The organism is Hyphococcus aureus, assembly GCF_042643165.1.
Classification (GTDB): domain Bacteria; phylum Pseudomonadota; class Alphaproteobacteria; order Caulobacterales; family Parvularculaceae; genus Hyphococcus; species Hyphococcus aureus.
The window spans coordinates 1,195,168-1,221,710 of record NZ_JBHRSH010000002.1; the positions used below are offsets into that span (position 1 = coordinate 1,195,168).

The following is a 26,543-nucleotide window of genomic DNA, read 5'->3' on the forward strand; positions in this document are numbered from 1 at the left end:
ATTTTTGCTGGGGTTGCGGCGAGTCTGGCGCCATTTGATATTTTCTGCTCCTGACAAATCGCATTGCATTTACACCACTGCACGGGGCTTCACCGCGCCATCAGCGCCGGAACCCGTTTTTTGAGCCGGACAGCATCATAAGCCCGTCCCGGAGGTGGTGGATAAGTCTTCACCAAACCTCAAAAAACCGCAGGAATTCATCAGATTTGAGGTGTTTTTCCCGTTATTGGGGTGGGCGAAATTCGCCAAGCAGAACGCGATGGGGATGGTGGAAAAGCTGGTGAGCTGAATCGAAATTATTGCGCAAACGCCAAGAGCGGCACCCGCCTCCAGCACCGCATATCCTACAAGGTGTGAGTGATAAAATCGTCTCTAGTTATGGTTTTGATTGCCTGCCACGATCACCGGGTAAGAAATCTGAACTATTCCGGTAAGGGCTTTAATCCGACTGTAATGATGGCGTCTCGCGGTACGCTATTGTCAAAGGCCGTACTGATGCCAGAGCCAGCGCGCGGTTTGTCACCGAATGAAGCGGTGCCAAGCTCTGAAAACCGAGATAAATCAGACTGTAATACCCTCGCAAAGTTGGCATTTTCACCTTCGACAAAGACTCCGAAGTTAATGACTTCGAGCGATGCCAAAGACATTCGCGAATCTAGCACTTTGATTCCTGCTAACTTTAGCGCAGCAACCATTTGCCCTCCCAGAATGGCAGCTTCGGCGTCCATTGAGTATGAGCGTACTTCTACGGTCGCCCCCCCTAAACCGAGCCCACGAACTCGCCAGAGTCGCGACTTCGTCAGTATCTAATCTTCTTGGTGCAAGCTTCTTTTCAAGTTCAAGATTGGCCGCCTCCAGCTTAGCGGTGCGCTCTTCTGCTTTTGCCGTCTCAGCCGCTAGTTCGCCAGTGCGTTCTTCTGCATTTGCTGCACGTTCGTTCGCTCTACTCGCCTCTAGGACGGCAGCACCTGCCTCCTTCCCAGCGAGAACGCCAGCGTCGTATGCCTGCGCAATCTTTTCCTGGTTGTATTGTTCTTTCAGTGCGGAGATTTTCTTTTCCGCGCGTGTAGTGAACAATGCAATCAATACAGCTATCACACCAGCGGCCGCGACGAGCTTAAATCCGTGCGCGCTAAGAAATGATGCGAGAGCGGGTAATGCTAATTCTGATTCCACGTCAACTTTTGTCGATTGGCCATTTTGTATGGCCGTTTCAATCTGATCGCTGCTAGCCATAGTTCTTCTAATCAACATTATTGGTCAGATAAACACAGGCGTTGGCAACCGCCCGCGTCAAGACTCTGCAGAAAGAAACCGGCAGTAAACGAGGCCTATCCGATCTAGTTAGACATATACTTGGCACTCTCTTCTATCCCTATGCTTTTCAGCATCTCCGCTAGAGCTTCATAACTCAAGCTACGGCGCGGCATTGCGAGGCGAGCCAAGCCATTGGCCCGCTCCCTCCATAACCCCTCACCACCATCGCCTTTCGAAAAATGAGTGAGCGCTCACTTGACTTAGCGTCCATCCTCCTTATTTTACCCATGTGAGTGAACGCTCACACCGGCGAGATTGGCCAATCAGACCGGCCAAATCAAGGGAGGACGGCCCATGCGGGAGAAAACCGGCCTGAAAGACGTTGAAGGCGTGACCGAGGGAGCCTCCGGCGCCAAGGCCCGGATTGAGCGGGCGGCGCTGGGCCTGTTCTGCGCCAGCGGCGTCGACGCGGTCACCACCCGCGAGATGGCGGCGGCGAGCGGCGTTTCCGAAGGCGCGCTCTACCGCCATTACCCCAGCAAGGAATCGCTCGCCGAGACCATGTTCTTCGCGATCCACGCCCGCCTCGCCCGCGAGGTGACGGCTGCCGCGCAAGGCGCGCGCGGCATTGAGGCGAAGGCGCGCGCGATTGTCGGCGCCTATGTCAGGGTCGCCGACGAGGACTGGACTCTTTTTTCCTATCACCTCCTGACGACGCACCGGTTTCTTCCCTATGCGGATAAATCTGCGCGCGCGCGCGAATTGAACATTGTCGCGATTGTCGAGGATGTCATCGCCGCCGCTGCGGCCGCCAAGGAAATTCCGGAGGGCGATGCATCGCTGAAGGCGGCCTCCGCACTCGGCGTCGTGCTGCAGGCGGCGCTTCACAAAATCTATGGGCGCGTCACGGGTAAGCTCGCCGCCCATGAAGACGCCCTCTCCCGCGCGGTTATCGCCGTGTTGAAATCATAAAGGGGACCGGCATGATCACGACCATCCGCTCTGTTCTGTTTCGCGCGCTCTATCTCCTCACTTCCGTTTTTTACGTGCTGGGCGCGGCGCCGCTATTGATGTTGCCGGGGCGCAAAGCGCTGATGCGCTGGATCCTCGGCTACACCCGCGTCATGTGTTTCTGGATGCGCTGGGTCGCCGGGATCAAAATCATCGTGCGCGGCAAGGAAAAAATTCCGGAGGGCCCGTGCATTATCGCAGCCAAGCACCAAAGCTGGGGCGACGGGTTTTTGACCTTCTCCCAGTTTGAAGATCTCGCCTTCGTCACCGGCGATCATCTGGAGAATTTTCCGCTGGTCGGCGGCGTGTTGCGGAAGATGGGCGCCATTGTTGTCGATAATTGCGGCGGCGCCCACGCCCGCGCGCGGCTCGTGGATGAGGAGCTGAAAAAGGCGCAACGCCACAATCGCCGCATCCTGATCTACCCCGAAGGCCATCTGGCGCCCGTGGGCCGGCATTACCGCTATAAAAAAGGCGTGTTTCACATGTATCAGGCCTATGGCCGGCCGGTGGCGCCCGCCGCCACCAATCTCGGCCTCAGATGGCCGCAACAGCACTGGCGCCTGACGCCCGGCGAGGCGGTGATCGAATATCTCGACCCGATCGAACCCGGCCTCGACAAGGAGACTTTCATGGCCCGCCTTGAGCGCGCGATCGAAACACGGTCTATTGAACTTCTGGGCGATGAAGCCCCCAAAGACATAGAGCTCGGCGCGTTGTTGCCCGACCCGCGGAGTTAACCCCTGTGACAATCCCTTCGGACCGCGCCGCCAGGCTGCCCCTGTTTTTCCAGCGGCGATTTCTGCCCATGTGGACGGCGCTGTCATTCGGCACCTTCGCCGACAACACACTGCGCCAGGCGTTGCTGATCGGCATTCCGGCGGGGATTATCTCCGTGCCGATGTTCTCCAGCGCCGATGACGCAATCCCGGTGATCGGCACGCTATTGCCGGCGGCGATCCTGCTTTTTTCATCCGTATCGGGACAATTAGCGGACAAATATGAGACATCCTTCATGTTCCGGCGCACCAAGTCGACCGAACTGCTTTTGATGATCATCGCGGGCGCGGCGTTTGCGTTAGGATGGGGCGGGCTCGCCATCGCCATGCTGTTCGCCATGGGCGCGCAGTCGGCGTTTTTCTCACCCGTACGCACCTCCGCCATGCCGAAATATCTCAGCGCCGACGAACTGGTGCGCGGCAACGGTCTTTGCAACGCCGGGCTGTTTTCCTTTATCCTGCTGGGCTATCTCGTCGGCGGCACGCTGATCGTTGCGCCCAATGGCGGCGCGCTGGTCGGCGCGACGCTGGTGACGGCGTCGACCATAGGCCTCGCCGCCGCCTTCTTCGCCCCCCATGCCGAGGCGAACGCGCCGGACCTCAAGATCAGTTTCAACGGTTTTCAGCAGACCGCGAAGATGTTTCGCCATGTTTTTGAAAGCCGCGGCGTGGCGCCGCCTTTGTTCGGCGCGGCGCTGTTCTATCTCCTGTCGACCGCAATCACCGTCGCCATTCCGCTCTATGGCCGCGATGCGCTCCACGCGACGCCGCTGGTATGGGCGGCGCTGAACGGATTTTTCGCGATTGGCGCCGGGCTTGGCGCCATCACCGCCGCCAGCCTGTCGCGCAAAAGCTCCGGCCTCGGCGCTTCGACGATCGCCATCGCCGGCGCCGGGATCATGAGCATCGCGATCTATTTCCTGACCCCCATGGCCGCCGGAACGCCCGAGGCGCCGTTGACGCTGGGCATGATGATGTCTTCGGCGGGCGGACGGATTTTGATCGCCGCGCTGATCCTCACCTCCGGGCTTTCGGGCGTTTACATCGCGCCCTTACAGGCGGCGATGCAGCGGCGCGCGCCGCGCGAAGTCCGGGCCCGGATCATGGCCGCCGGCGCTTTCACCTACGCCTCCTTCGCCATTCCCGGCTCGCTCTCGGTCCTCGCCATCACCCGCACCGGCGCCGATCCCCGCCTCGCCTTTATCGCCGCAGGGCTCGTCATGCTCTCGGCCGCCGCTGTGATGATATATCGCCGCCGGACCCTGCCCCACGGCCTCTATGACGAGGCGCTGACTGGCGTTCAGCGGGCGCTCTGATCTTCTCCGGGGGGACGCCGCTTTGGCTGTCGCCGGCCCGGTTCGCGTGATAGTAACCTCTGGTTAACCTTCCCGGCCCGCGCCGAAGATCATCAAGTCGAGCATTGCAAACAGCGGGTTAACGGGAAAGCAAGGACGAGAGGGTATTTTCCACATCGTATGGAACTGACTTTCGCCATCATCGCGACGTGTCTCGTCTTCGGCTTCATCGCCGCGCTCGCCTCGTTTCGGCCCAATCTCATTCCTGAGATCGGCACGAGCTTGCGCAATGCTGAAACCGTGAAAAAGTTTTCGCCGCGCAACACGCTTTTCATTATCGGTCCGAGCGCGAACCATTCCGCCTGCCGGATGCAACGGCGTTTGCTCAAACCCGCCATCGCCGCCCTCATTCGCGAAGACATCACGGTGATGGAAGTCTATGGCGATGCGACGCCGCGTCAGAATGGCGATCCCATGGACTGGCTCGACCCGGCGCTGTTGCGTCACGCCCTGCACGCCGAAGAAGGCTTTTTCATCATCTATGTGGATGACGACGGCAAGACGCTGTTCCGCAGCGAGGCGCCCATGGTGACCACCGACATTCTCAGCCGGGCGCGTCTCGACATCAATGCGCCGCCCAAACCCGGTGCCTCACGCAAAAACGCAATCCTCAAAAAACTCCGCGCCGCCTGACCGCCAGCCTTAAGGCTTGCCGTTACGCTTTCTGTGGACGCCCGATGGAATGATAGGCGATCCCGACTTCCGCCATTTCATCGGGGCGGTAGATGTTGCGCAGATCGATCATGATCGGCGTTTTCATCATCGACTTCACGCGCTCCAGATCGAGGGCGCGGAACTCATCCCACTCAGTGATGATGACAACGGCGTCGGCGCCTTCAAGGGTCTTATAGGGCCCATCCACATAGTCGATGTCTTTCAAAAGCCCCTGAGCTTCATGCATGCCCGCAGGATCGAAAGCGCGCACCTTTGCGCCAGCCGCCTTAAGCGCCGGCACGATGTCCAGCGACGGCGCATCGCGCATATCATCAGTATTGGGTTTGAAGGTCAGCCCGAGAACCGCAACGGTTTTGCCCTCAAGCGATCCGCCGCAGGCGTTAATCACGCGCGAGGCCATCTTCTTCTTGCGCTCATTGTTGATCTCGACCACCGCCTCGACAATTTTCGTGGGCGAGTCGTAAACTTGCGCGGTGCGCACAAGCGCCAGCGTGTCCTTCGGAAAACAGGAGCCGCCATAGCCCGGGCCGGCATGCAGAAATTTCGAGCCGATGCGCCCGTCAAGGCCGATGCCCCTGGCGACTTCCTGAACATTGGCGCCGACCTTTTCACAAAGATCCGCCATTTCATTGATGAACGTGATCTTGGTCGCGAGGAACGCATTGGCCGCGTATTTGATCAACTCTGACGTCGCGCGGTTGGTGAATACAATTGGCGTCTCGTTGAGATAAAGCGGCCGGTAAAGTTCGCGCATGACCTTTTGCGCGCGTTCGTCTTCGGCGCCGACGACAACGCGGTCCGGTTTCTTGAAATCCATAATCGCCGCGCCTTCGCGCAGAAACTCCGGATTGGAGACAACGGAAAAATCGGCGTCAGGCCGGACGCGGCGGATAATTTCTTCAACCTCTGTCCCGGTGCCGACGGGCACGGTCGATTTGGTGACGACGACGGTGTAGCCGTCCATCACTTCAGCGATTTCTTCCGCCGCCTTGTGAACATAGGAAAGATCGGCGAAACCGTCGCCGCGCCGCGACGGCGTCCCCACCGCGATGAACACGGCATCCGCATTCGGCGTCGATGCGGCAAGGTCGAGACTGAACGAAAGCCGCCCCGCCTTCACATTCTCGGCGACCAGCGCTTCAAGCCCGGGCTCATAAATCGGTATTTCACCGGCTTCGAGCTTGCGGATCTTTTCTGCATCCTTGTCGACACAGACAACGTCATGGCCGAAATCAGCGAAACAGGCGCCGGAAACCAGACCTACATAACCGGTGCCAATCATGGTGACGCGCATGGCCGCATTCCCATCGTCAAAGGCCGCCTCGGGGCCGGCGTGCGAGAATGGCGCGCCCGGGCGGCAAAGCTTGAAATATGAGGTGAGGTCTTAAACGGCGTTTTGGGGAAAGACCACTGCTTTCACGGTCAAAAACAGGATTTTGATATCGAACAAGAGCGACCAATTGTCGACATAGGCGAGGTCATATCGCACCCTGTCGGCCATCTGCTCCGTCTCAGAGGTCTCGCCCCGGAACCCATTGACCTGGGCCCAGCCGGTGATGCCCGGCTTCACTTTATGGCGGCCCGAATAGTTCTCGATCATCTGGGCGTATTGGTGATTATGCGCCATCGCATGGGGGCGCGGGCCAACCAGCGACATCTCTCCCCGGATCACATTGATGAGCTGAGGCAATTCATCGAGACTGTAACGACGCAAGATCGCGCCCAGCGGCGTAATGCGCGCATCGCCGACTTTCGCTTGCGTCACCACATCGCCGTCTTCGGCGACGGTCATGGTGCGGAATTTATAGACCTTGAAAACCGCATTGTTGAAACCATGCCGCTTTTGCGCGAACAGAATCGGGCCTTTTCCCTGCAATTTGATAGCAACCGCAATCGCCAGCATCAGCGGCGACAAAAGCACAAGCGCAATCGCGCCCAGCACATAATCTTCTATCGTCTTGAGTACGCCGCCCCAGCCTTCAAGCGGGCGCCGGTATAACGACAGAACGCGGACGCCACCCACATCGCTGATGGCGCCGCCGAGATGGTCGAGCCAGTGAATGTTCGGACAGATGGCGATAGACACAGGCAAAATCGAAAGCCGGCGCACGAGCCTCGACATGTCAGTCCCTGACGCGCGCGGCACAGCAATAACGATGTCGTCAATCTCGCCATTGCGCGCCGCGTGAGCGAGATCGTTGAGATCGCCTTTCGCCGCGTCTTCATGACCGTCGCCATTATTGACGAGACCGGCGTCATAAATTCCGGTAATATAAATGCCCGCCGGTGAATTGACGGCGTATTCTGCGAATTTAACGCCAAGCGCCGTTGCGCCGACGACAGCCACGCGCCGCGCAAAGACGCCGCCGTCCTTGCTCATGCGGCGCGCCATCTGGCCCGCCGCAAGGCGAACGGCGATAATGGAAACGAGCGCGGCGCCAGACCATGCCGTCAGCCAGACCCGGGAGAAATTGTCGGAAATCTTGAGCGCAAAGCCGAACGCGAGAAGCCCCAGCAGCACAAGCGCCCACCGCGAAATGATCGCCCTGAACATTTTGGACGCGGATGCGATCTTGTCGAATTCGTAATAACCGTCGCGGCGCAGGAGCGCCGTCAGGCCCGTAGCGCCCATAATGCCGGCGGCGGTGTAATTTTGAAGATCGATGGCGGTTTTCAAAAAGAAGAGATGATAAATCTCCGCCACGACGACAGATGTGATGATGACAAGAATGAAATCGATGAACTGGATGATGTCGCCAAAAAGCGCGCGCGCGACCGGCCCCCGGCGGCGCACGCCGTCGGTGGAGAAGCTGTCTATCGTGTCCTTAACGCCCGGTTCGGCCATTCGCTGGTCTGTCCCCACTCCGCTGCTGCCGCCGATCCATTTCCGGTCAGGATCGCCTGTCTGATTTGGGAGGGCCGGAGCCGTCCTTTCCCAATCCGGCGCGGATATCAACCGGCCCGAAGTTTGAATGTCAATGAGGGCCGGTTTAAGGCTAATTTACGTCAAAAAGGTTACTTGTGCCATGTCGAAACAGTTTGCGGCGTTTCATGTCAGCTGGCGGGACGCCAAGGTCCGCCCGCTGGGCCTTGTGGCCGACGAACGCGACTATGGCCGGGCCGCCGCCGCCGCGCTTCAGGCGCGCCTGAACCAGCTCGCGGATGAGGGCTGGATCGTGCAGGAAATCCTGCCTTGCGGGGGATTAACCCCACGCCAGACCTCTGGTTTCACCATCGTCGCCTTCCGCTAGAACGCGGCACATCACGGCTTGCCATTTTGCGCCGGCTCCGTCATGGGTGAAACCATGACTGATGCTCCTTTCTCCGATGAAACACTTTCCGAAACGCTTTGCTCCCTCGCGATCAAGGCCGGCGCCGCCGCCATGGAAATCTATGCGCGCGAAGTTGTCGCCGAGACCAAGGCTGACAAATCGCCCGTAACCGAGGCGGACAGAATGGGTGAGGAAATCATCCTCGCCGGGCTCGCCGCCGCCTGGCCGCAAACGCCAGTCCTCGCCGAAGAAAGCGCGAGCGAAGGAAAAATTCCGGAGCTTGGCGATCGCTTCTTCCTGGTCGATCCGCTCGACGGCACCAAGGAGTTCATCACCCGGACCGGCGAATTCACCGTCAACATCGCCCTGGTTGAAAATGGTAAGCCGGTTTTCGGCGTTGTCTATGCTCCGGCGATCAACAAGCTTTTTGTCGGCGGACGGGGCGGCGCCTGGAAAGCTGTCGTGGACCCCAAGGGCGTAATCGGCGAGCGGAAAACCCTCCGTGTCCGGACGGCCCCCGCGGACGGCCTGATCGCGGTGGCGAGCCGGTCACACCGCTCCGCTGAAACCGACGCCTATTTGAATGACCTCAATGTCGCGGATTTCACCGCCGCCGGTTCGTCCCTGAAATTCTGCCTCATCGCCGAAGCAGCCGCCGATATCTATCCGCGTTTCGGACGCACAATGGAGTGGGATACGGGCGCAGGTCAGGCGGTGCTGGAGGCGGCGGGCGGACGTGTCGTCACCCATCCGGAAGGCGACCCCCTCGGCTATAACAAAAAGGCGCGCGGTTTCGACAATCCGTATTTCATCGCCTTGGGCGCATAGCGTCAGCGATAAAGCGACTCTGACATCGAGAAGAGACCCGCCGGCGCGCCGGAATCGCGGCGCACCCAGATTTCCCATAACGCCGTACGCTCCACCATCTTGAACTGCGTATAAAGGAGCGCCTCGGCGCGGCCTTTGGCTTCAGCGGTTTTCGCATCCATCTCAAGGCGCGGCACAAATACGACATTCGCTTTTTGCGCGGCCGCCGGACCGTCCACCTGACATTGACGCGCTTCCGCCAGCACGCAAGCCGTGTCGGCGCTAGTGAGGAACGCAATGTCGAGCCCCTTGGCCGTGAGGGTGCGGGCCCGGGCCGCCGCTTCTAGGAGCATCGCCGACTGGTCGACCGGCGTCAGGGCGAAAAACTCCCGCGCTTGCGGCGTCGAGAAGCGCCCCTCCTCCACCCATTTCGCAATGGTTGGCCCGCCCGGCTGAACCAGCGCAAGCTCCGAGCGAATATTTTCAGGCGCGGTCTTCGTGGCCTGATATTGCAGTGAGAACTGACCAGCCGCGTGAATGGCGATGACGCCGGTCCAGAAAAGAGTCAGCGCGCCTGCGGAAAGCGCGCTCGCCACGCTGGCGCGGTCATGATCGCGGAACAGCCCGTCATAGAAGGGCGAGGAAACCGAAAAACAGGCCAGCCCCGCCGCCAGTGCAAAGACCGGAAGTGCATTGGCGCCGGCAAGCCGTGCGGCGAGAAGCCCTGCAATCAGCAATCCGGTCGCTGCCGCCCAGTTTTTCCAGTGAGGCTTGCCGCCAAAAACGGCGCTCATGAGAATGATCACACCGGCGCCAAAAGCCGCCGCGCCAAGACCAAAGGCGCTTCGTTCTCCGCCTGTGATAATGTTGTGCAGTGTCAATGTTTCCGGCGCTGCGGCGGCGCGCGCCGCATTCATCCCCGGCGTCAGAAATTCCGTCACAACCGCCAGCAGGACAAAAGCGCCAAAGGCAAAAACATACCGCCACAGACTGTAGCGCCCGGTCAGAAACGGACAAACCGATAAGAGAATAAAACCGATCAGGGCGAAGGCCGGGTTCAGCAGCCACAGGACGAAAAGAAGGCAGCCGCCCAGCGTGCCTTCAAATCGCGACCGCGACGCGCTGTCGTCGGCGGAAACTGAAACAAAGGACAAACCGCAAACAAGCAGCAAGGCAAGACCGAGCTCTGCGGGACCGGAGAACGGCGCTGCCGCGAACCCCGCAAGGGCGGCGGTCGCCGCCACGCCAAACGCGGTCGGAAAACGTGTCGATGCTAGATAGGCAAACGGATAAAGCACCAGAAAGGCGCCCATGGCCTTGGCGATGAGGTGCACCCGGCCCGGCGTATCCGCAAAGAAGTCCGCAGCCATCAACAGCATCAGGTAAAACGGAGACGATTGCGCGGTCAGATCGGCCTGGCCCGCCGCCGCCGCCCGCGCCTCGGCGACCGGCGCAATCATATCAACGGTTGGCGACAGGCTTAACAACGCCGGAGAGAGCGCCGCCGCAATGACGAAGATGATCGCCGCGCCGACCGACCATAAGAATGACCAGCCCGGTTCTCTCCATGAATAGATCGACATCGCCGCCTGGCGCGCCCGGGGCGCCGACGCCCGCCAGCCAAGCTCTGTTTCAAATGCGCCTTGTACACCTTGAGACGTGTTCATCTGGGACAACCCCTGACCGTTACCGACCCGGCGGGACGCGCCCGCCAATCCTTAACGGGGACGTTGCAAGTCGCCTGCCGGAGGCCAGGACGCCGGGAGAAAATCGCCTGAAAATAGCGCCTTACGGTTTTGCCATGAGATTGGCGCTGTTATCATCAAGGTTACTGCGTTAACGAGGCGCCATGCGCACCCTGTTTCATATGCCCCTTGATCCCGCCTCGCGGATGATCCGGATCGCCCTCGCCGAAAAGGGCCTGCCGGCCCAGCTCATTGAGATGCGGCCATGGTCGGACGAAGACGGCGCCCTCGCCGCCGTCAATCCCGCCGGAACCATCCCGGTGCTCACCGATGATGCGCCCACAGGAGAAGAGGTCTCGATCTCACCAGCCTTCGCCATCATCGAGTTTCTCGAGGAAGCCTATTCCAGCGAACCGCTCCTGCCGTCGACCTCGGCCGGGCGCGCGGAAGCGCGGCGCCTGACCGCATGGTTTCTGGACAAATTCGAGACAGATGTTTCCGCGCACACCCTGCGCGAGCGCATCGACAAAAGGCTGATGCGCCGGGGCCAACCCGACTATGAACGTCTCAAGGCCGGCGCCGAAGCGCTCTCCTGGCATCTCGATTACACATCCTGGTTGCTGGAGCAGCGCTACTGGCTCGCCGGTGAGCGGATGACCGTCGCTGACCTCGCCGCCGCCGGTCAGCTTTCGGCCCTCGACTATATCGACCTTGTGCCCTGGGATAAATTTCCGTCCGTCAAGGACTGGTATGCGCGCCTGAAATCGCGCCCCTCCCTGCGGCCGGTGCTGCGCGACCGCATCGACGGCCTGCCGCCGCCCGCCCATTACGACAATCCGGATTTTTAGCGCTCATGAGCGATGCGTTGACTTCGCGCATTACCGCCAAAGCGAAAGAGGCCGGTTTTGACGCCGCCGGTTTTGCGCCTGCGCACCTGCCGGACAGCGTGCGCGAAAGGCTGATGCGGTTTCTTGATCTTGGCCGTCACGGCGCCATGGGGTGGATGGAAGCGCGCGCCGATCAGCGCGCGCACCCGCAATCGCTCTGGCCGGACGCCAAAAGCGTGATCATGCTCGGCATGAATTACGGACCGGACAAAGATCCGCTGGAGGCGCTCAAAGAAAAGTCAAACGGCGTCATTTCCATTTACGCCCAGAATCGCGACTATCATGACGTCGTAAAAAAGCGCCTGAAACGCGTCGCCCGCGACATTGCGGAGGAAACCGGCGCCGAGGTGAAGGTCTTTGTCGATACTGCGCCGGTTATGGAAAAACCGCTCGCCGCGCGCGCAGGCATTGGCTGGCAGGGAAAGCACACCAATCTCGTCTCGCGCGACTTCGGCTCGTGGCTGTTTCTCGGCGCCATCTTCACGACGCTCGACCTCGCCCCGGACAAACCCGACTCCGACCATTGCGGCTCGTGCAGCAATTGCCTCGACATCTGCCCTACAAAGGCGTTCCCCGCGCCCTACCAGCTCGATGCGCAGCGTTGCATTTCCTATCTCACCATCGAACACCCCGGTCCCATCCCACGGGAGTTCCGCAAGGCCATGGGCAACCGCATCTATGGCTGCGACGACTGCCTTGCTGTTTGTCCGTGGAATAAATTCGCCGGGCGCGCCCGCGAGATTGCATTTCACGCCCGTGACGACTTGACGGCGCCGTCCCTGCGCGATCTCGCCCGGCTGGACGATCCAGCGTTTCGACAGCTTTTCTCAGGATCGCCGGTCAAGCGCACCGGCCGTGATCGTTTCGTGCGCAATGTGCTCATCGCTATTGGCAATTCCGGCGATGAAAGCCTGGCGCAGGCGGCGACGGACCTGCTTGGCGATGAGAGCGCCCTTGTCCGCGGCGCGGCCGTGTGGGCCCTATCGCAATTGGCGCCGCAACGCTTCGAGGCGTTGCGCGGCGACTACCTCCCGCAGGAACCTGACGAAACCGTGCGCGCCGAATGGCGGGCGGTTTAGATTTCCACCGTTACCTGCACATGGCCTTTGGTGAAATTGCCGTTGTCGTCTTCGACCCAGTACCAGAATTCATCTGATCCTGAATAATTAGGATCGGCTGCATATGTAAGCGTACCGTCGTCATTCTGGTAGATGGATCCATGAGTGGCGTAAGTGAACCCATCCACCGCAAGCGCATCGCCTTCTGGATCGAAATCATTAGACAAGACATCGAGAACGATAGATTCATCTGCACCGACCGTAGCAAAATCAGTGCGTGCGACAGGTCCGGCATCAGAAAGGTCAAGCACTCCGTTGTAACGCGGCGTTTCAGGAAAATCACTGAAGTTCCGTTCCCACTCCACGACAACGCCAGTCTTGTCGATGGCGCCAGTGGCGCGATCAGAATAATACTGATCGATCACTGTTACTTTGCGTCCATCTGGAAGCGTCCAATAACCTTCTTCGATCACTGCTTTCTGGATCGTGAAATAGTCAAACCGGATCGGGTCCCAAGTGGGAGACACTTTGTCGGGTCCGATTTCATCTGTCAGTGTGCCGGTAAGGTCTATATATCCGCGTGATTCCGGTGTTGGCGTGACAGGCACATTTTTAATATCAGAGTCGAATATGAGGCGGCCGTCAACGAGGTCCGCGCGAGTCATAAACCGGTCCTGCGGCAGAGTATTGTGAATATCCGTTGTAGCGCCGTCTACATTCACATCGATGAAGACGTAACCCCAATCCCCGTCAAAGGGATGATTCATGCCCGATGTATCACGCGTTAAATGAACGCCTGTTGGGAAGCCTACGATGTCGGCGCCGTTGATCACCATGGAAACAGTGGCGGGGCCAAACTCGATCCCGCGCCACACATGCCCGCCGGAAGACCCATCTGTGGCGAGTAAATCAATGTCTTTAAGGGTGTAATGTGCTGTATATTGAAGGTGGATGCCGGTGCCGACTTCCCAACCTTGAAAATCATCAATTACCGAACGCACGTCGTGATACTGTTCGGAGTTCGGCTTGATGACTTCAAGTCCAATGCCGACAGCGAATGCTTCATTTCCCTTGAAGGAGCTGATTGCGGGCAGGTGGATCGCAGATTCATCATTATACCGCAAACTTTCCGACATATGCGCTGTGTCGGTGTCGACAGGGATAGGTCCGCCAGCGTTACGCGACATATAAACGAAGCCATGTCCGCCAGGAACGCCTGCAGCAACGTTGTCCACCGCCTCCACAAGCCGGCCCTGAAACCAGAATCCCGCGCCTGTGCGGCCAAGATCGAAGGCAACGACATCCTCATGCCACTTTGCACCGCCGCCATTGCCGATAGACTTAATGGCGATATTGTGCGACCAGCGGCCGATTTCATTGCCCGTTTCCGCAACGAACGCCGCGCCGTAAACGTCATAGGCCGCGTTGTCCGTCATGATCGCATTTGAATCATGATGGACATAGCCCCAGCCCGGCGAGCCCCAGACCGCGTTGCCGACAATCATGGCGGGGTCATCAACATCGGTGACGCCGGCGCGGTGAATATGCAGTGAGTAGCGAGCCTTGACGTTGCTGTCGCTTTCGACGTGATCAAGGTCGGCGACATCAAAGGCCCGTTCTGACTTGTCCGTGCGGCCGAGTTCATAGAACTCCGCATAGCGCACATCGATATTGTCGGAATGCATGAACATGGTGTGTCCACGCTGATGCACCGGCACATCGTCGGCGTTTTCCGTCTCAAAGCGAGCATTGCGGCTGTAATTCGCCACATAGGCTTTAAGGTCCGCCCGCGGGCCATCATGATCGAACTGAAGCGGCGTGTCGAAGTAAATTGTATTGCCTTCAATTCTGGTGATGACGAGTTCTTCATCCTCGGTCTGGTCATCACGCGCTACAGTCGGCTCGACCTGTTCGCTTTCCGTCAAATGTGTGCCGGTTAACACCAATTTGTCGCCGACTTGCCATCCGTCCGGCGGCGACTCCAGCGTCAGGGACGTGTCGCCCATCATCGGGTCAGCGGCGACTTTGAGGAAAGTTTCCTTTTCAGCGCCGTGAATTTGCACATCGCCATGGCTGATAAGGCCGCGTGAAAGCAACATCGGGTCCCAGCTGACATCGATAGGACCATTGTCGGCAAACTGAATGACCGTTTCGACATTGGCGGCGACCGGATTATCCGCCGTCCCGATGGTCAGCTTGCCGGTCGGCGAGACAACAAATGTGTCCACCTCCATGAAGGTGTCGGCGTCAGTGGCGAAAGTGAGGGCGCCATCAACGCGGACTGTAAAGAGCGAGACTGGGCTTTCCCCGTCATAGTCGACTTCAACGCCGTCAGGGATCAGCACCTTCGCATGTTCGCCCGGCACTTCGCCGTTCGCCCAGGTGTTGGGATCAAACCATGAGCCGTTATTGACGGCGACATGAGTCGCCTCGCTCACCGGCACCAGATTAAGCACCGCCATATGCTCAGACGCTTTCATGGGGTCGTCAGGATGCACATGCGAATGATCTTCTTCCGCCGGCATGCCGCCATGGCCGTCATGGCCGCCCATATCCATGTCATCATCCGCGCCATCATTCACGGCGACATGGACTTCGACTTGCGCGCGGCTCAGATTGCCATTGCTGTCGCGAACTTCATATTCAAAGCTCGCCATTCCTTCATAGCCGTCGTCCGGCGTGAAATGCACCACCCCGTCGTGAAGCATCACCGTGCCATGCGACGCGCCAAAAACACGAACAAGCTGCGCGCTGACGCCTTCAGGAACAATATCGTTGGAGAGAAGATCGCTGGCTGAAATCTGGATGCCTTCGCCGGCGTCCGCATGGAACTGATCGTCGCTAACCGCTTCAATCGGGGCTGGCGCAACCGGAATTGTCGGCGTCACAGGAATCACCGGCGGCGTCGGCGCCCCGCCGCCATTGCCGCTGTTGCCGCCGCCATTATTTCCACGATCGCCGCCCGGCTCCGGTTCGCCGCGGCCTTTTAACGGTCCGTCATTGCCGCCAATCGTGTAGCAGCCCTCAAGCGCCAGCAAGGGAGCAAGCAGGCTGGCCTGCGCGAGACGCTGTTTTGACCTGTTTTTGCTGTTTTTTCGTCCACCCCTGCCCGGCGCTCGCGCATTGCGGCTTGCTTCATCAACCAGATCGGTGAAATCGAGACGGGCGGCGCTATCGCGGGCGGCGAAATCGAAACTCATACTTTGTCCACGCACATTGTTGATAGGCTGAGAGAGAGGATTGAAGACTAGCCGTCGACGGGGAAAAGGTTGATTGACGCGATTGTTAGAATTGTTCGGAAAGGGATGGATTCATGCGGGGTATGGCGCGAATTACACAGAGTTAATCGCCTTGCGCGGAAACTATTCGACCGCGCGCGTCAAGAGTTTAACAAGGTGTTGCCCGAAAAAATCAAATGGTTTGAGTTAAACAAAAACCATTTGCAAACAGTCTTTATGACTTGCTAACGCCGAACAGATTTGCGGTCGCGACGCCGCGTTCGACAAATTTCTGCTTATCCTGCTCCGGCGTCCAGCCAAGAACGGATTTCGCCGTTTCATTGGCGTAAGGCGACAATTGCGCCCGGGATTTCCAGTCGCGAAAACTGGGCTCCGTAAGGCCCTGTTTTTTGACGAGATAGCGCTTCAGCCAATATTTGACCATATCCACCATGTAATAGGTCCACAGCGGCGTCGGTTTTGCGCGCATCGCCACGCCATAGGCGTCTTCAATCGCCGCAAAATAGTCATGAGACGAAAGCATCGGCTCGCCAATCAGATTAAACGAAGCGCCCGCCGCACCATCCGTTTCCAGTGCGAGGACCAGACCGTCCGCAACGTCATCGACCAGCACAAACGGCATGATGTTCTTGCCATCACCCCACAATTTACAGGCGGTCGCGCCGCGCCACATGGCGATGCCCCAATGCTGCAAGGGGCCGCCTTCGCCGATAACGATACCGGGCCGGGCGATGACAAGCGGCAGCCCGCGTTCGCTTTCGAGCTTTTTCAACTCGGCCTCACACGCCGCCTTCGAGCGCGCATAGAGATTGCGCCGCGTCAGGTCGTGATCGAACGGCGTCTCCTCGTTGATGGGACGATCGGGTTGCGAGGCGTCATAGGAATCAATCGTGCCGGTATAGACCAGCCGCGCAACACCCGCCGCCAGACACGCTTCACCGATGCGCTTTGTGACGCCCACATCGTTTTCAAGATAGCCTTCCCAGCTTGTCTCCGTCGCGCGCGCAAGGTGAAACACGGAACGAACGCCTTCCATTGCGGCGCGCAAATCGTCGTCGGATTTCAGGCTGCCTGTAAAGACTGTAATGCGTCCGTCCTCGCGATCGAAGCCGCCGCCCGATCCACGGGAGAAAACACGCACATCATAGCCTTTGTCCGCTAGCGCATGACAAAGCGCGCGGCCGATAAAACCCGTGCCGCCAATCACAAGCGTGGTCTCACCTTTTGCCGGCGCCACATTGCGCGCAGGCGGCGGCGCCTTTGGCATGAATTGAGGGCGCGCAACATCCAGCGCCTGTTCAATCATCGCTGTCGCATTCGCCGCAAGCCCGGCGGATAAACGCCGGTCCACAGGAGCGCCCGCCTTCAAAGAAGCATAGAAACTGTCGACAGCACGCTGGATTGAAAGGCCATAGGGCGCGAGACCGTTCAGTGATTTCAACTGGCGAAACGCATTGGAAAAACCTGTCCCCATCGCCTGCCCCGCAACAGAAAGCTGGCGCGCAAGCGGTCCCGCCACAATGTCCTGCATGGATGCGCGCTCGCGCAGATAGGAATCCTCGGCGAAATTATAACTGGCGACAGCGCCGAGACCGCGCAGGCGAATGCTGCGGTTATCCTCGCCCTCGACCAGCGACAGGTTAAGCACGACAGAGGCGCCCTTCGCCACACCCGCTATGCGCCAGCTTTGATAATGACCGACGCCGCCCGGCAAGGTGACCGGGTTGCGCATGGATACGCTGATATTTTTCAACTCGCCAAAGAGATCAGCGACAAAGGCGAAAAGATGCGGGCCGATTTCAAACAGGATGTTTTCCGGCGCACGCAGCATCCACAGATTGTAAGGACCGGAGCGCAAGGGCGGCAGCGGGAATTGCCAGTTCGCCTCGAAGCTATCGATCGGACCGATGAGGCGCGTTTCGATATCCGCCTTCAACCGGTCATAGGACGGCAGCATCAGAAAGTTGTGATTGACGCCGAGCGCGACATTATTTTTTTGCGCGAGCGCTTCGAGACGGCGGCAATCATCAGAGCTGAGTGTGAACGGCTTTTCGACGAAGGCGGAAAGTCCGGCTTCAAGAATTTTCGCGGTTGCATCCGCATGAAGGTGCGGCGGCGTCAACACATGGACGCAATCCGCGACATTGGCGGCAAGAAGGTCGCCCAACGACGTGAAGACATGCGGTGCGCCATAGGCGTTCGCAATCCCTTCGGCGGCGCCGCGCGACAAATCGCAAACAGCCACAAGGTCAACGCCCGGCGTTCGCTTCAGAGCATCTGCATGCCATGATGATATATATCCGGCGCCCAGAAGCGCTGTTCTGATCGGCTTATTGTTCATGCTCATCGCGCGGTTCGCGGCCTCATTTATATTCAACAATGCCGATGTGACGGCCGGTCAACTTTTTTCGTTTGTAGTCGAGCATTCCGGCGACGGCCGGAAATTTCGACAGTGTCAAAAACTTCGCCGCCAGCGTCGCATGTTCCGGCGCCGCGCCTCTGGCGATCAGGCCGCGACGCGTTCTCCATAGCGAGACCGGGTAAAGAAGAAGCAAAGCCAGGCTCAGCCCATAGGTGAACGGCGCAGCGACAAGCGCTGCAACGGGAAGAATGAGCCCCCAGAACCAGGCGCGCCGGCGCTCGGCCAGAAAATATCCGGGATGAAGGTCACCCACCTGCGCAAAGGCGTGACCTGCACGAGTCATGCGCCGCCACCACTGGCCAAAGCGATGAATATCCGCATCGTGAAAGCACATATCGTGATCAAGGCGGACAATCTTCGCGCCCGTCCCACGCAGCCTGATGCAAAAATCGTCATCCTCCGCCGCGATCACCGCCGGATTGAAACCACCTATTGCGCGAAATCCATCCGCCCGCACCATGAAAATGCCGCCGCAGGCCTTGATCTCACCGAGGGGACCGTCCCACTCCATATCGCAGAGACGGTTGTAGATTGTCGCATCGGGAAACCGCTCGCGGCAGCGCCCGGTCACCGCGCCGTATGACGGATTGGCGACCAACGCCGCAACTGCTGCGCCTGTAAAGCCGGGCGCCAGTTCGCAATCGCCGTCGATGAACATCACATAGTCTGTGTCAGGCCATGTACGCGCGAGGGCGTCAAACCCCGCATTGCGCGCGCGCGCCGCCGTGAAGGGCGCAGCGCGGTCAAGCGCAACGACCTCAACGCCTTCGCCCTTAGCAAAAGCAACGCTATCATCGGCGGAGCCGGAATCCACATAGACAATGCGCGCGGCCTCTTTTTTCAAAGAAAGAAGACACCGCTTGAAGCGATCCCCCTCATTGCGGCCGATGGCGACAAATCCGATCGAAGGCGTCTTCGTCATTCGCCAGTCTCATCTTGATCGCGCTGACCTGGACCGTTTCGCGTCGGCGTCCATGTCTTTGCACTGGCCCGGCCCCTGGCGCCAAAGACCGATATTTTTGAAAGCAGAAAATCGAAAACGCCGCGCAACGCCGATGGCGGCAACGCTTCCTGTCCGAAACGGGCCCACGCCGCAACAACCGATACGCCAGCTAGCGCAAGCGCCCAACAGGCGAGCTGGAACGCGCCGGAAACGCCGGTCGCAATCCATGCGAAGAAACAGAAAATGACAAGCGCGACGAGCATAGCCGCAAAGATCGTCAAAGGCGGAATCATCAAATCGATGGCGGCGCCGATCTGCGCGAAACGCCCTTTCGCCAGGCCGTCGATCAGAGCGCCAAGGCTTTCCCGCGCGCTGTAGCTCAAAGAGCCGATGGACCAGCGCGCGGATTGGCGCGTCAATGCGGCGTCATCGGCGGGAAACTCACTTGTTACGACGGCGCCCGGAACAAAAATCGGCGCTGCGTTCTTGCGAATAAGCGTCATGGTGAGCGCCAGATCCTCGACAATCTCGCCCGAACCGAGATCGAGCCCCGAAAGCGCACGCCAGGGCGCGGCGAACCCGGCCCCGGTGAATCGCGTCACATCGAACAGCCGAGAAAGCCCACGCATGCGCACATTGTTGATGAAGCCCCATGCGAATTCAGCCACCTTCAGGCGGGGCCCTGCCTCCCTTGGCGCCGACATCAGATACAACGCCTGCGCCGGACGATCCTTGTGCGCCGCCAGCCCCGCAATCTGTTGCAACGCGCCGGGCGCAAACAGGCAGTCCGCATCCGTGAAGACAACAATCGCCGGCGGCGCAGCGCGCAAATGATCGAGCGCGAATTGCAACGCATAGCCCTTCCCCCGGCGGGAGACGTCGTTGCGTTCAATGACTTCGGCGCCCAACGCTCTCGCCGCCGCGGCCGTGTCGTCAGTGCAATTGTCAGCGACCACAAGCATGCGGTCGCCCTCGCGAAGCTGCGCGCGCGCATTCTCCAGCGTCGGCGCAATGGACGTCGCTTCATTATGGGCCGGGATAACGACAACAACCGGCCCGGCTGGCGGCATGTCCCCTGTGGCTTCATCTTTTCCGAGGATCGCCGCTGCGACCTCAAGCGCAAGGAACAGCGCAAGAGCAAAACCTGCGAGCGCGAGCGCATAAAGAAGGACAAGAACCAGAAAGCTCATGGAGCGAGAAATCCTATGAACAGGCGGCGTACGCCCGCAACAGCGTTACGCGCGCGACGGCCGGTCGCCGCCGAACCAGAAACGGATAACGCCGAGCGCTTCTGCGAAGCGGCCAAAGACTGCGCCAAACGCTTCTCCCCAGGACTTCAAGCGAAACGGTCCGCGGCGCAGAAGGCTCGCCAGAATTTTCAGCGCGTAAACCGCAGCGCCAAGTACGAGAATTCCCGCAGCGGCAAAAGGCGCCGGGGTCATCGGCGCAAACATGTTCGCAACGATCGCGCCCAGCACCGCCGCCGCGACAATGGCGAGCGGAATGAAAAAGCCCCACATCATCGCCCGTACGGTTTCACCGACACCGTGACGTTCAGGCGGGCCGCCATGAAGCGACATAGCGTAAGCATTGTCGAAACCGCGCAGGACCGCGCGCTTCCACCAATTGGTTTTGCGGGGCTCGTTGATCATCATATCAGTTTCGAGCCGCCAGATATGCGCGCCGCGACGGCGTTGGCGGATACAAAGATCGTCATTCTCGCAGGAAAGAAGGTCGCCGCGAAAACCGCCCGCCGCCTCGAACGCCTCGGCGCGCATAAAGGCGCCCGGCGCGATGACCGACACAATTTCACCCGGCGTTTCATTTTTGCGCTGCTCAGATACGGTGGGAAAAGCCACCTCATCGCCATTGCGCTGGCGCATGCGCCCTTCGATCACCGCAACTTCCGGTCGCCGCTCCATGAATTTTTCGGCGCTTGCAAACCAGTCGGGATCAAGCGCACAGGCCGCATCCATGAACTGCACATAGCGAATGCCGGGTATGAGCTTTTTCAAATGGCGGTAGCCCGCATTCTTGGCGCGGCCCGCTGTTTGCGGACCCTTGCCGATTTCCGCAATCTCGGCGCCTGCTTTACGCGCCGCCGCGACCGCCTCGTTCATGGGCGTGAGCGGCGCGAAGACCGCGGCGCAATCCTCAGGCAAGGAGCGGATTGCGGCTTCGGGAGAGATGCGCGGATCAAGCCCGATAATGACGGCGCCGATAATGGCTTTCTGCTGCGCAGGCTCGGCGGGTTGCGCCACAGGCGCTGGAGCCGGCTCGGGCGCGCGCTGCGGTTCCGGCGCCGGACGCTCCGCCAGCCGCAGCCCGGCCTCGTCAGAAGCCGGCATGGCGCGGCTTGTCACTTCAGCGCGCAGATCAGTCAGCGTTTTCACCGGAACACCGCTGGCGAATTCGTCTTCGCGCGCGTCCGCAAGATCATCCCTTTCCGGCGGTGTCGGAATATTCCGGCTTAGAAAGTCCGTGCGGTCGTCGACAAACGCATCTGGGCCTTCATCTTCATCGTCGGCGGCGGCGATTGGCGGCGCGCTCGGTTCGCGCGAGGCGATGCCGAAAACGCCGTAGGATTTCTTGTCACGGACAACGCTGCGGATGGTCTCCACGCCGACAACAAGATCTTCAGCCGAAAAGGCGTAAACCAGCGCTGTGTCGGCGATGACGTTAATGACGCGGGGAACGCCGCGCGATTGCTCCGCAATCAGGTCGATGGCGCGGTCTGTAAAAATCCGGCGGCGACAGCCGGCGATCGAAAGCCTGGTCTCGATATAGGAGTGCACTTCCTCGCGACTTAGCGGGGTCAGGTGGAAATCCGACCCGACACGTTGCGTGAGTTGCAACAATTCCGGCTTGTTCAGCACGCCTTTCAATTCCGGCTGACCAACGAGAATAAGCTGCAACAACTGATCCTTGCCGGCGTTGATGTTGGACAACAACCGAAGCTCTTCCAGCATGTCCGTCGAAAGATTTTGCGCCTCGTCAATGATCAGAACAATGCGGCGCCCTTGGGCGTATTCACTGATGAAAAACTGCTGCAACTGGGAAAAGAGCGCGACATGGGAGCCGCTCTCAAAGGGCTGCCCAAAGGACATCAGCAGCCAGCTCAGAAGATCGCCGCGCCCTTCCTGAACATTCGACAGCAATGCAACGGTGTGTGTGTCGGAAAGCTGATCGAGCAGCCTGTGAATAAGCGTTGTCTTGCCGCAGCCGACTTCGCCGGTGATGACGGAAATGCCCGCATGGTTCAACACGCCATATTCGAGCATGGCGTAGGCAAGCCGGTGCGTCCTTCCCCAATAGAGGAAGGACGGGTCCGGTTGAATGGAAAACGGCTTTTCTGTAAGGCCGAAAAACTGCTCGTACATTACGTCAACGCTTTCGATCGGCGTTAGCCAAACGGTTTAACGGCTTAAAAAGCCGCCTTTACTAAAGACTGGCCAGAAGCGCTTTGGCCTCATCGCCAAACGCCAGATTTGCGCCGCCGAGGCTCAATGCTTTCTCAAGATTGTCACGCGCTGCGGCCTTGTCGCCGCTGGCGGCTTGCGCTGCGCCAAGATGGTATCGCATCTCCGGATTGTCTTCAGCCGCGGCCACGGCCTGCGACAGATATTCAATCGCTTTAGCGTAGTCGCCGGCGCGGTAATAGGCCCAGCCGACAGTATCGCGATAATACGGATTTTCGATGCTCTCGATGGTTTTCGCCACCTCAAGAGCGCGGGCGATGCTCACCTCATCCTTCCGCATATCACTCGACAGGCTGACGAAATTGTTGGCGATGATGCGGTCGTCAGGACGTTTTTCAATAAGCTCGCTGTAAAGGTCCAGCGCACCCTCGCGATCGCCGCTATTGAGAAGCACATCCGCCTTGAAAACCTTCAGCGCGTCATTTTCAGGCGCAGCGCGCAAGCCCCGTTCAATCAGTTCTGAAGCGTCGGCCCGGCGGTTTTCAGCGAGATAATGCCGGTAAAGAAAATCGAACGCCTCGGAGCGCTGCGGAGCCGTCTCCGTCGCCTGCAACAAGGTGGCTTCATAATCGCTCTTTTCACCTCGCGCCAGGTGAATGCGCGCCATCTGCAGTTGCGCGGCGTAATTTTCCGGATCGGTTTCAAGCATGCGCGTCAGAAGCTCTTTGGCTTCGTCCGTGCGCTCTTCGCGAATGTAAGCGTCAATAAGCGCGCTCAGCGGGCGCCCTTGCAACGGCGCATCCTCATTCTGCTCGGACAAGGTTTCAATCACGCTGCCGAAATCCTGAAGACCGATATAGGCGGCGGATTTGATGGTTGAGGCGAGCTGGTTATCGCGACCGGCGTCCGCCAGCATCTGACCGACTTCCTCGGCGCCGCGCCAGTCTTGCTTGGCGAGACGGATTGAGGCGAGCAGGCGCAAATTCTCGACATTGTTCGGATGCACCGCAAGAGAATCTTTCAGAACCTCTTCGGCGCGATTGACATTCTTGCGGCGCAACAGGAAGCGCGCGAATTGTTGCGCCACTTCCGCGTTCTTCTTGCTCGCTTCGAAAGCCTTGGCGAGTTCGGACTGCGCGAAGCTGTAATTGTCCTGACGCTCAAAAGCCGCAGCCATGAGGATCATGGCCTGGAAAGTATCCGGGCTGTTGTCGATTACAGCGCGCAGATTGTTGATCGCCTGATCATATTCTTCTGCATCGATCTGCAACGCGGCCCGGCGCAACAGCGCCTCGGTGTTGTACTGGTCAGCGGCAAGGATTTCATCGACAAGCGCTGTCGCCTGTTCCGTCTCGCCTTCCGCAAACAGGATCGTGGTGATCTTGTTCTTGGCCTTCAACGCAACGTCCAGGTCCTTGCTGGCGGCGAGGCTGTCGAGAAGGCTGCTCGCTTTCTCATCCTGGTCTGAACCGATATAGAAATCAGCAAGCGCGAATTGCAATTCCGTGTTGTCAGGCGACGCCTCGGCGTAAGCGCGGAGTTTTTCCTCAGCGGCCGCCTGCCCCTCGCCCATATTCACCGCACGGACGACATCCAGCTTCGCGGTCAGGTTTTCAGGCTGAAGCGCGACGACGCCTTCAAGTTGTTCGCGCGCGCCGGCGAAGTCGTTCACTTTGATCAGCTCGTTCGCGTAAACGCGACGATAGGCAGGCTGATCAGGAAACAGCTCGATCAGCTCCCCATAGGCGGATCGCGCATCATCAGCGCGGTCGAGCATGGTGAGCGCATGAATGCGCAGAAGCTGCAACATCGCAATTTGCGGATTGATCTCGAGGGCGCGGTTCAGTTCCGCGAGCGCCTTTTCCCAACCATCATTGATCGAATATTGGGTCACCCGGACGGTCACCGCTTCGGCGTTCGCCGGATCTTCGGCGATCACTTCATCGGCAAGCGCCATCGCGCCGGCGCTATCGCCGATTTTCAGAAGCACGCCCGCTTTGAGGCTTTTCGCATCGATATTATTCGGCTCAATGGCGAGCGCCTTTTCCGCCTCTTCCAGCGCCGTCGTTTCATCGCTGCCGATCAGATAAAGCTTGCCGAGATTGACGTGAGCGTCGACGAGATTCGGATCAAGGCGAACGGCGCGCTGCAACAGGCCGAACATCGCCTGGAAGTCCTGGCGCTGTTCAGCGATCTCGGCGAGACCGAGCAAGGACGGCACATGCTCTTCGTTAATTTTGAGCGCGTTCTGATATTGAATAAACGCCTTGTTGAGATCGCCCTCTTCAAGGAATTCAGCCGCTTCGCTCGAATATTTTGCAACTTTTTCCTCTGGCGATGCGCAGGCGGCTGTTAGCGCCAGCGCTGAAACAGCAAGAAGCGTTGAAAGCCTCGAGGCTGCGCTTTTGCCTGATCGCCGTGTATTCCTGATTGTCGCCGTCATTATCTCCACCCTTCTTACTAAGGTCTGTGGGTTTGCCACTGTTGGAACCTTGTTACAATGTCTGTCCTAAATCGCCGCCTTACGCAGATCGGCCGTATCAGCAGCAGCGACTTCCGAAAAACCTGCCGCTGCGTAATTCATTCTGTTCGCCCGGAAAAGCGACTTGAGCCGGCTATTGGCGCCTAAAAGAGAAATCGCAGCGCCATGACGGCCGAGATGTTTCTCCAGCATCAAAACCTGTCCCAAAAAGGCGCGGTCAGCGGCCTCGACCCCAGTGAGATCGAGGCAGACTGGGCGCCCCAGCGCCGCTGCGGCGCGGAAGGCCTCGCGCACTGGCTTCAGGCCGCCATGGCCGAGCGCCCCCGCCAGACGGACAACCGTCCCGCCGGCGCCTTGCATCACTTCGGCCCGCCCCTCACCGGAAACAACGCCCGGCTGGCGTGACTGCGGCAAGAGCCCCGTCAGGGCGAGCCCCGCCAGCGCCGCGCCGTCATCGAAATAGCGGCGCCACAAAGACGGCTCTTCCTTGATCCGCCAGATCCATTCGAGACCGGCGCGCTGCACCCATTCCGGGGCGCGGGCGACGCCGCCAGCCGTGAAGTCTACAACCGCGCCGAGATGAGCGGTCACCGGCGCGGTCAGGCGGTCGCGATTATATTCAATCCAGGCTTGCCCCTTGGCGGCGCCGAGGGCGACCATGACAAAATCAGCTTCCGTGGCGTTGATCTTGGCGATCACCTCATCGGAACTCATGCTTTCCACATCGCCGAAACCGGGATTGTGCCAGCCCACAGCTTCAACACCGCCTTTTTCACGGTTGATGACGTCGAACGCAGTTTCAGCGGCGCCGGGACGGCCGCCGAAAAAGAAAACCTTAAGGCGGCGGCCCGCGAAACCGGGACGGCGACGCAGCGCTTCGAAAAGATCGGATCCGGCGACCCGCGAGCGCACAGGAACGCCAAGCGTCTTCGCCATCGCGACCAGCGGCGCGCCGTCGGCGAGGCTGAGATCGGCATTCAGAATGTCGCGGCGCGCGCCCTCGTCTTTCATGGCGCGCACGAGAAAATTCACATTCGGCGTGACAAAGGAGAGCTGGCGGCGCGTTCTGACGGCGTCATCGATCTCGGCGATGGCGCGATTGATATCCGCCGCATCCACGGCCAGCCCCATCAGACACCAGACATCGCGGTCGAAATCGTCCCGGCGCAGCGGCGCCACAGCGCCAACCGCTTCCGGGCTCTGCGCCGTCTGGTTCAAAAGGGGATCGCTCATACTCATCTGACGCCGTTCC

Annotated in this window: 19 protein-coding genes and 1 pseudogene; 8 read left to right on the plus strand and 12 right to left on the minus strand. The window is 59.4% G+C overall.

Annotation, left to right across the window (positions count from 1 at the left end; translation table 11 throughout):
- Positions 1–618: 618 nt before the first annotated feature.
- Positions 619–1,236 carry a hypothetical protein gene (locus ACFOOP_RS18675; protein WP_379882677.1) on the minus strand — a complete coding sequence of 206 codons (618 nt, stop codon included), beginning with the start codon at positions 1,234–1,236 and terminating at the stop codon, positions 619–621.
- Between the two features lie 104 nt (positions 1,237–1,340).
- A pseudogene (locus tag ACFOOP_RS18680) lies at positions 1,341–1,454 on the minus strand (DUF6471 domain-containing protein); the annotation flags it as partial.
- Positions 1,455–1,611: 157 nt separating this feature from the next.
- On the opposite strand from ACFOOP_RS18680, the gene ACFOOP_RS18685 reads away from it, so the two are divergent.
- The 4 genes from ACFOOP_RS18685 (at position 1,612) to ACFOOP_RS18700 (ending at position 5,035) form a co-directional block, all read left to right on the plus strand.
- On the plus strand, positions 1,612–2,229 hold the full coding sequence (locus tag ACFOOP_RS18685; RefSeq protein ID WP_379882678.1) for a TetR/AcrR family transcriptional regulator: 618 nt from the start codon (positions 1,612–1,614) through the stop codon (positions 2,227–2,229).
- An 11-nt stretch (positions 2,230–2,240) separates the two neighbouring features.
- Positions 2,241–3,008, plus strand: a complete 768-nt coding sequence (locus tag ACFOOP_RS18690; protein ID WP_379882679.1) for a lysophospholipid acyltransferase family protein — start codon at positions 2,241–2,243, stop codon at positions 3,006–3,008.
- A gap of 5 nt (positions 3,009–3,013) precedes the next feature.
- A complete protein-coding gene (locus tag ACFOOP_RS18695; protein WP_379882680.1) occupies positions 3,014–4,363 on the plus strand; it encodes an MFS transporter in 1,350 nt (449 codons plus the stop codon).
- A gap of 159 nt (positions 4,364–4,522) precedes the next feature.
- On the plus strand, positions 4,523–5,035 hold the full coding sequence (locus ACFOOP_RS18700; RefSeq protein WP_379882681.1) for a hypothetical protein: 513 nt from the start codon (positions 4,523–4,525) through the stop codon (positions 5,033–5,035).
- Positions 5,036–5,057: 22 nt separating this feature from the next.
- Here ACFOOP_RS18700 and ACFOOP_RS18705 read toward each other — a convergent pair whose 3' ends face one another.
- Both ACFOOP_RS18705 and ACFOOP_RS18710 read right to left on the minus strand, forming a co-directional pair.
- Positions 5,058–6,371 (minus strand): UDP-glucose dehydrogenase family protein, encoded by a 1,314-nt coding sequence (locus tag ACFOOP_RS18705; RefSeq protein ID WP_379882682.1) that lies wholly within the window; start codon positions 6,369–6,371, stop codon positions 5,058–5,060.
- 90 nt (positions 6,372–6,461) lie between these two features.
- Positions 6,462–7,922, minus strand: coding sequence for an undecaprenyl-phosphate glucose phosphotransferase (locus ACFOOP_RS18710; RefSeq protein WP_379882683.1), 1,461 nt, complete (start codon positions 7,920–7,922; stop codon positions 6,462–6,464).
- Between the two features lie 181 nt (positions 7,923–8,103).
- Between ACFOOP_RS18710 and ACFOOP_RS18715 the strand changes: the two genes are divergently transcribed.
- Complete coding sequence (locus tag ACFOOP_RS18715) at positions 8,104–8,328, plus strand: hypothetical protein (protein ID WP_379882684.1); 225 nt, start codon at positions 8,104–8,106, stop codon at positions 8,326–8,328.
- Between the two features lie 54 nt (positions 8,329–8,382).
- Positions 8,383–9,177 (plus strand): 3'(2'),5'-bisphosphate nucleotidase CysQ, encoded by a 795-nt coding sequence (gene cysQ / locus ACFOOP_RS18720; RefSeq protein WP_379882685.1) that lies wholly within the window; start codon positions 8,383–8,385, stop codon positions 9,175–9,177.
- 2 nt (positions 9,178–9,179) lie between these two features.
- Here cysQ and ACFOOP_RS18725 read toward each other — a convergent pair whose 3' ends face one another.
- Entirely contained in the window at positions 9,180–10,823 is a 1,644-nt protein-coding gene (locus tag ACFOOP_RS18725) for a hypothetical protein (RefSeq protein ID WP_379882686.1), read from the minus strand.
- A gap of 182 nt (positions 10,824–11,005) precedes the next feature.
- On the opposite strand from ACFOOP_RS18725, the gene ACFOOP_RS18730 reads away from it, so the two are divergent.
- Both ACFOOP_RS18730 and queG read left to right on the plus strand, forming a co-directional pair.
- Entirely contained in the window at positions 11,006–11,689 is a 684-nt protein-coding gene (locus tag ACFOOP_RS18730; protein WP_379882687.1) for a glutathione S-transferase family protein, read from the plus strand.
- A gap of 5 nt (positions 11,690–11,694) precedes the next feature.
- Positions 11,695–12,807: a tRNA epoxyqueuosine(34) reductase QueG gene (queG, locus tag ACFOOP_RS18735; protein ID WP_379882688.1), complete on the plus strand. Its 1,113-nt coding sequence runs from the start codon at positions 11,695–11,697 to the stop codon at positions 12,805–12,807.
- On the opposite strand, the gene ACFOOP_RS18740 is transcribed toward queG, so the two are convergent.
- The 7 genes from ACFOOP_RS18740 to ACFOOP_RS18770 all read right to left on the minus strand — a co-directional run bounded on the left by ACFOOP_RS18740 (position 12,804) and on the right by ACFOOP_RS18770 (position 26,524).
- Positions 12,804–15,986: an Ig-like domain-containing protein gene (locus tag ACFOOP_RS18740; RefSeq protein ID WP_379882689.1), complete on the minus strand. Its 3,183-nt coding sequence runs from the start codon at positions 15,984–15,986 to the stop codon at positions 12,804–12,806. The two genes, queG and ACFOOP_RS18740, sit on opposite strands and share 4 nt — an antisense overlap.
- A gap of 253 nt (positions 15,987–16,239) precedes the next feature.
- Complete coding sequence (locus ACFOOP_RS18745) at positions 16,240–18,372, minus strand: NAD-dependent epimerase/dehydratase family protein (protein WP_379882690.1); 2,133 nt, start codon at positions 18,370–18,372, stop codon at positions 16,240–16,242.
- A 16-nt stretch (positions 18,373–18,388) separates the two neighbouring features.
- Positions 18,389–19,369, minus strand: a complete 981-nt coding sequence (locus ACFOOP_RS18750; protein WP_379882691.1) for a glycosyltransferase family 2 protein — start codon at positions 19,367–19,369, stop codon at positions 18,389–18,391.
- Positions 19,366–20,580, minus strand: a complete 1,215-nt coding sequence (locus ACFOOP_RS18755; RefSeq protein ID WP_379882692.1) for a glycosyltransferase family 2 protein — start codon at positions 20,578–20,580, stop codon at positions 19,366–19,368. Before ACFOOP_RS18755 ends, ACFOOP_RS18750 begins: the two co-directional genes overlap by 4 nt.
- 45 nt (positions 20,581–20,625) lie before the next feature.
- On the minus strand, positions 20,626–22,770 hold the full coding sequence (locus ACFOOP_RS18760) for an AAA family ATPase (protein ID WP_379882693.1): 2,145 nt from the start codon (positions 22,768–22,770) through the stop codon (positions 20,626–20,628).
- Positions 22,771–22,831: 61 nt separating this feature from the next.
- Positions 22,832–25,252 (minus strand): tetratricopeptide repeat protein, encoded by a 2,421-nt coding sequence (locus ACFOOP_RS18765; protein WP_379882694.1) that lies wholly within the window; start codon positions 25,250–25,252, stop codon positions 22,832–22,834.
- Between the two features lie 66 nt (positions 25,253–25,318).
- On the minus strand, positions 25,319–26,524 hold the full coding sequence (locus tag ACFOOP_RS18770; RefSeq protein ID WP_379882695.1) for a WecB/TagA/CpsF family glycosyltransferase: 1,206 nt from the start codon (positions 26,522–26,524) through the stop codon (positions 25,319–25,321).
- Positions 26,525–26,543 lie beyond the last annotated feature (19 nt).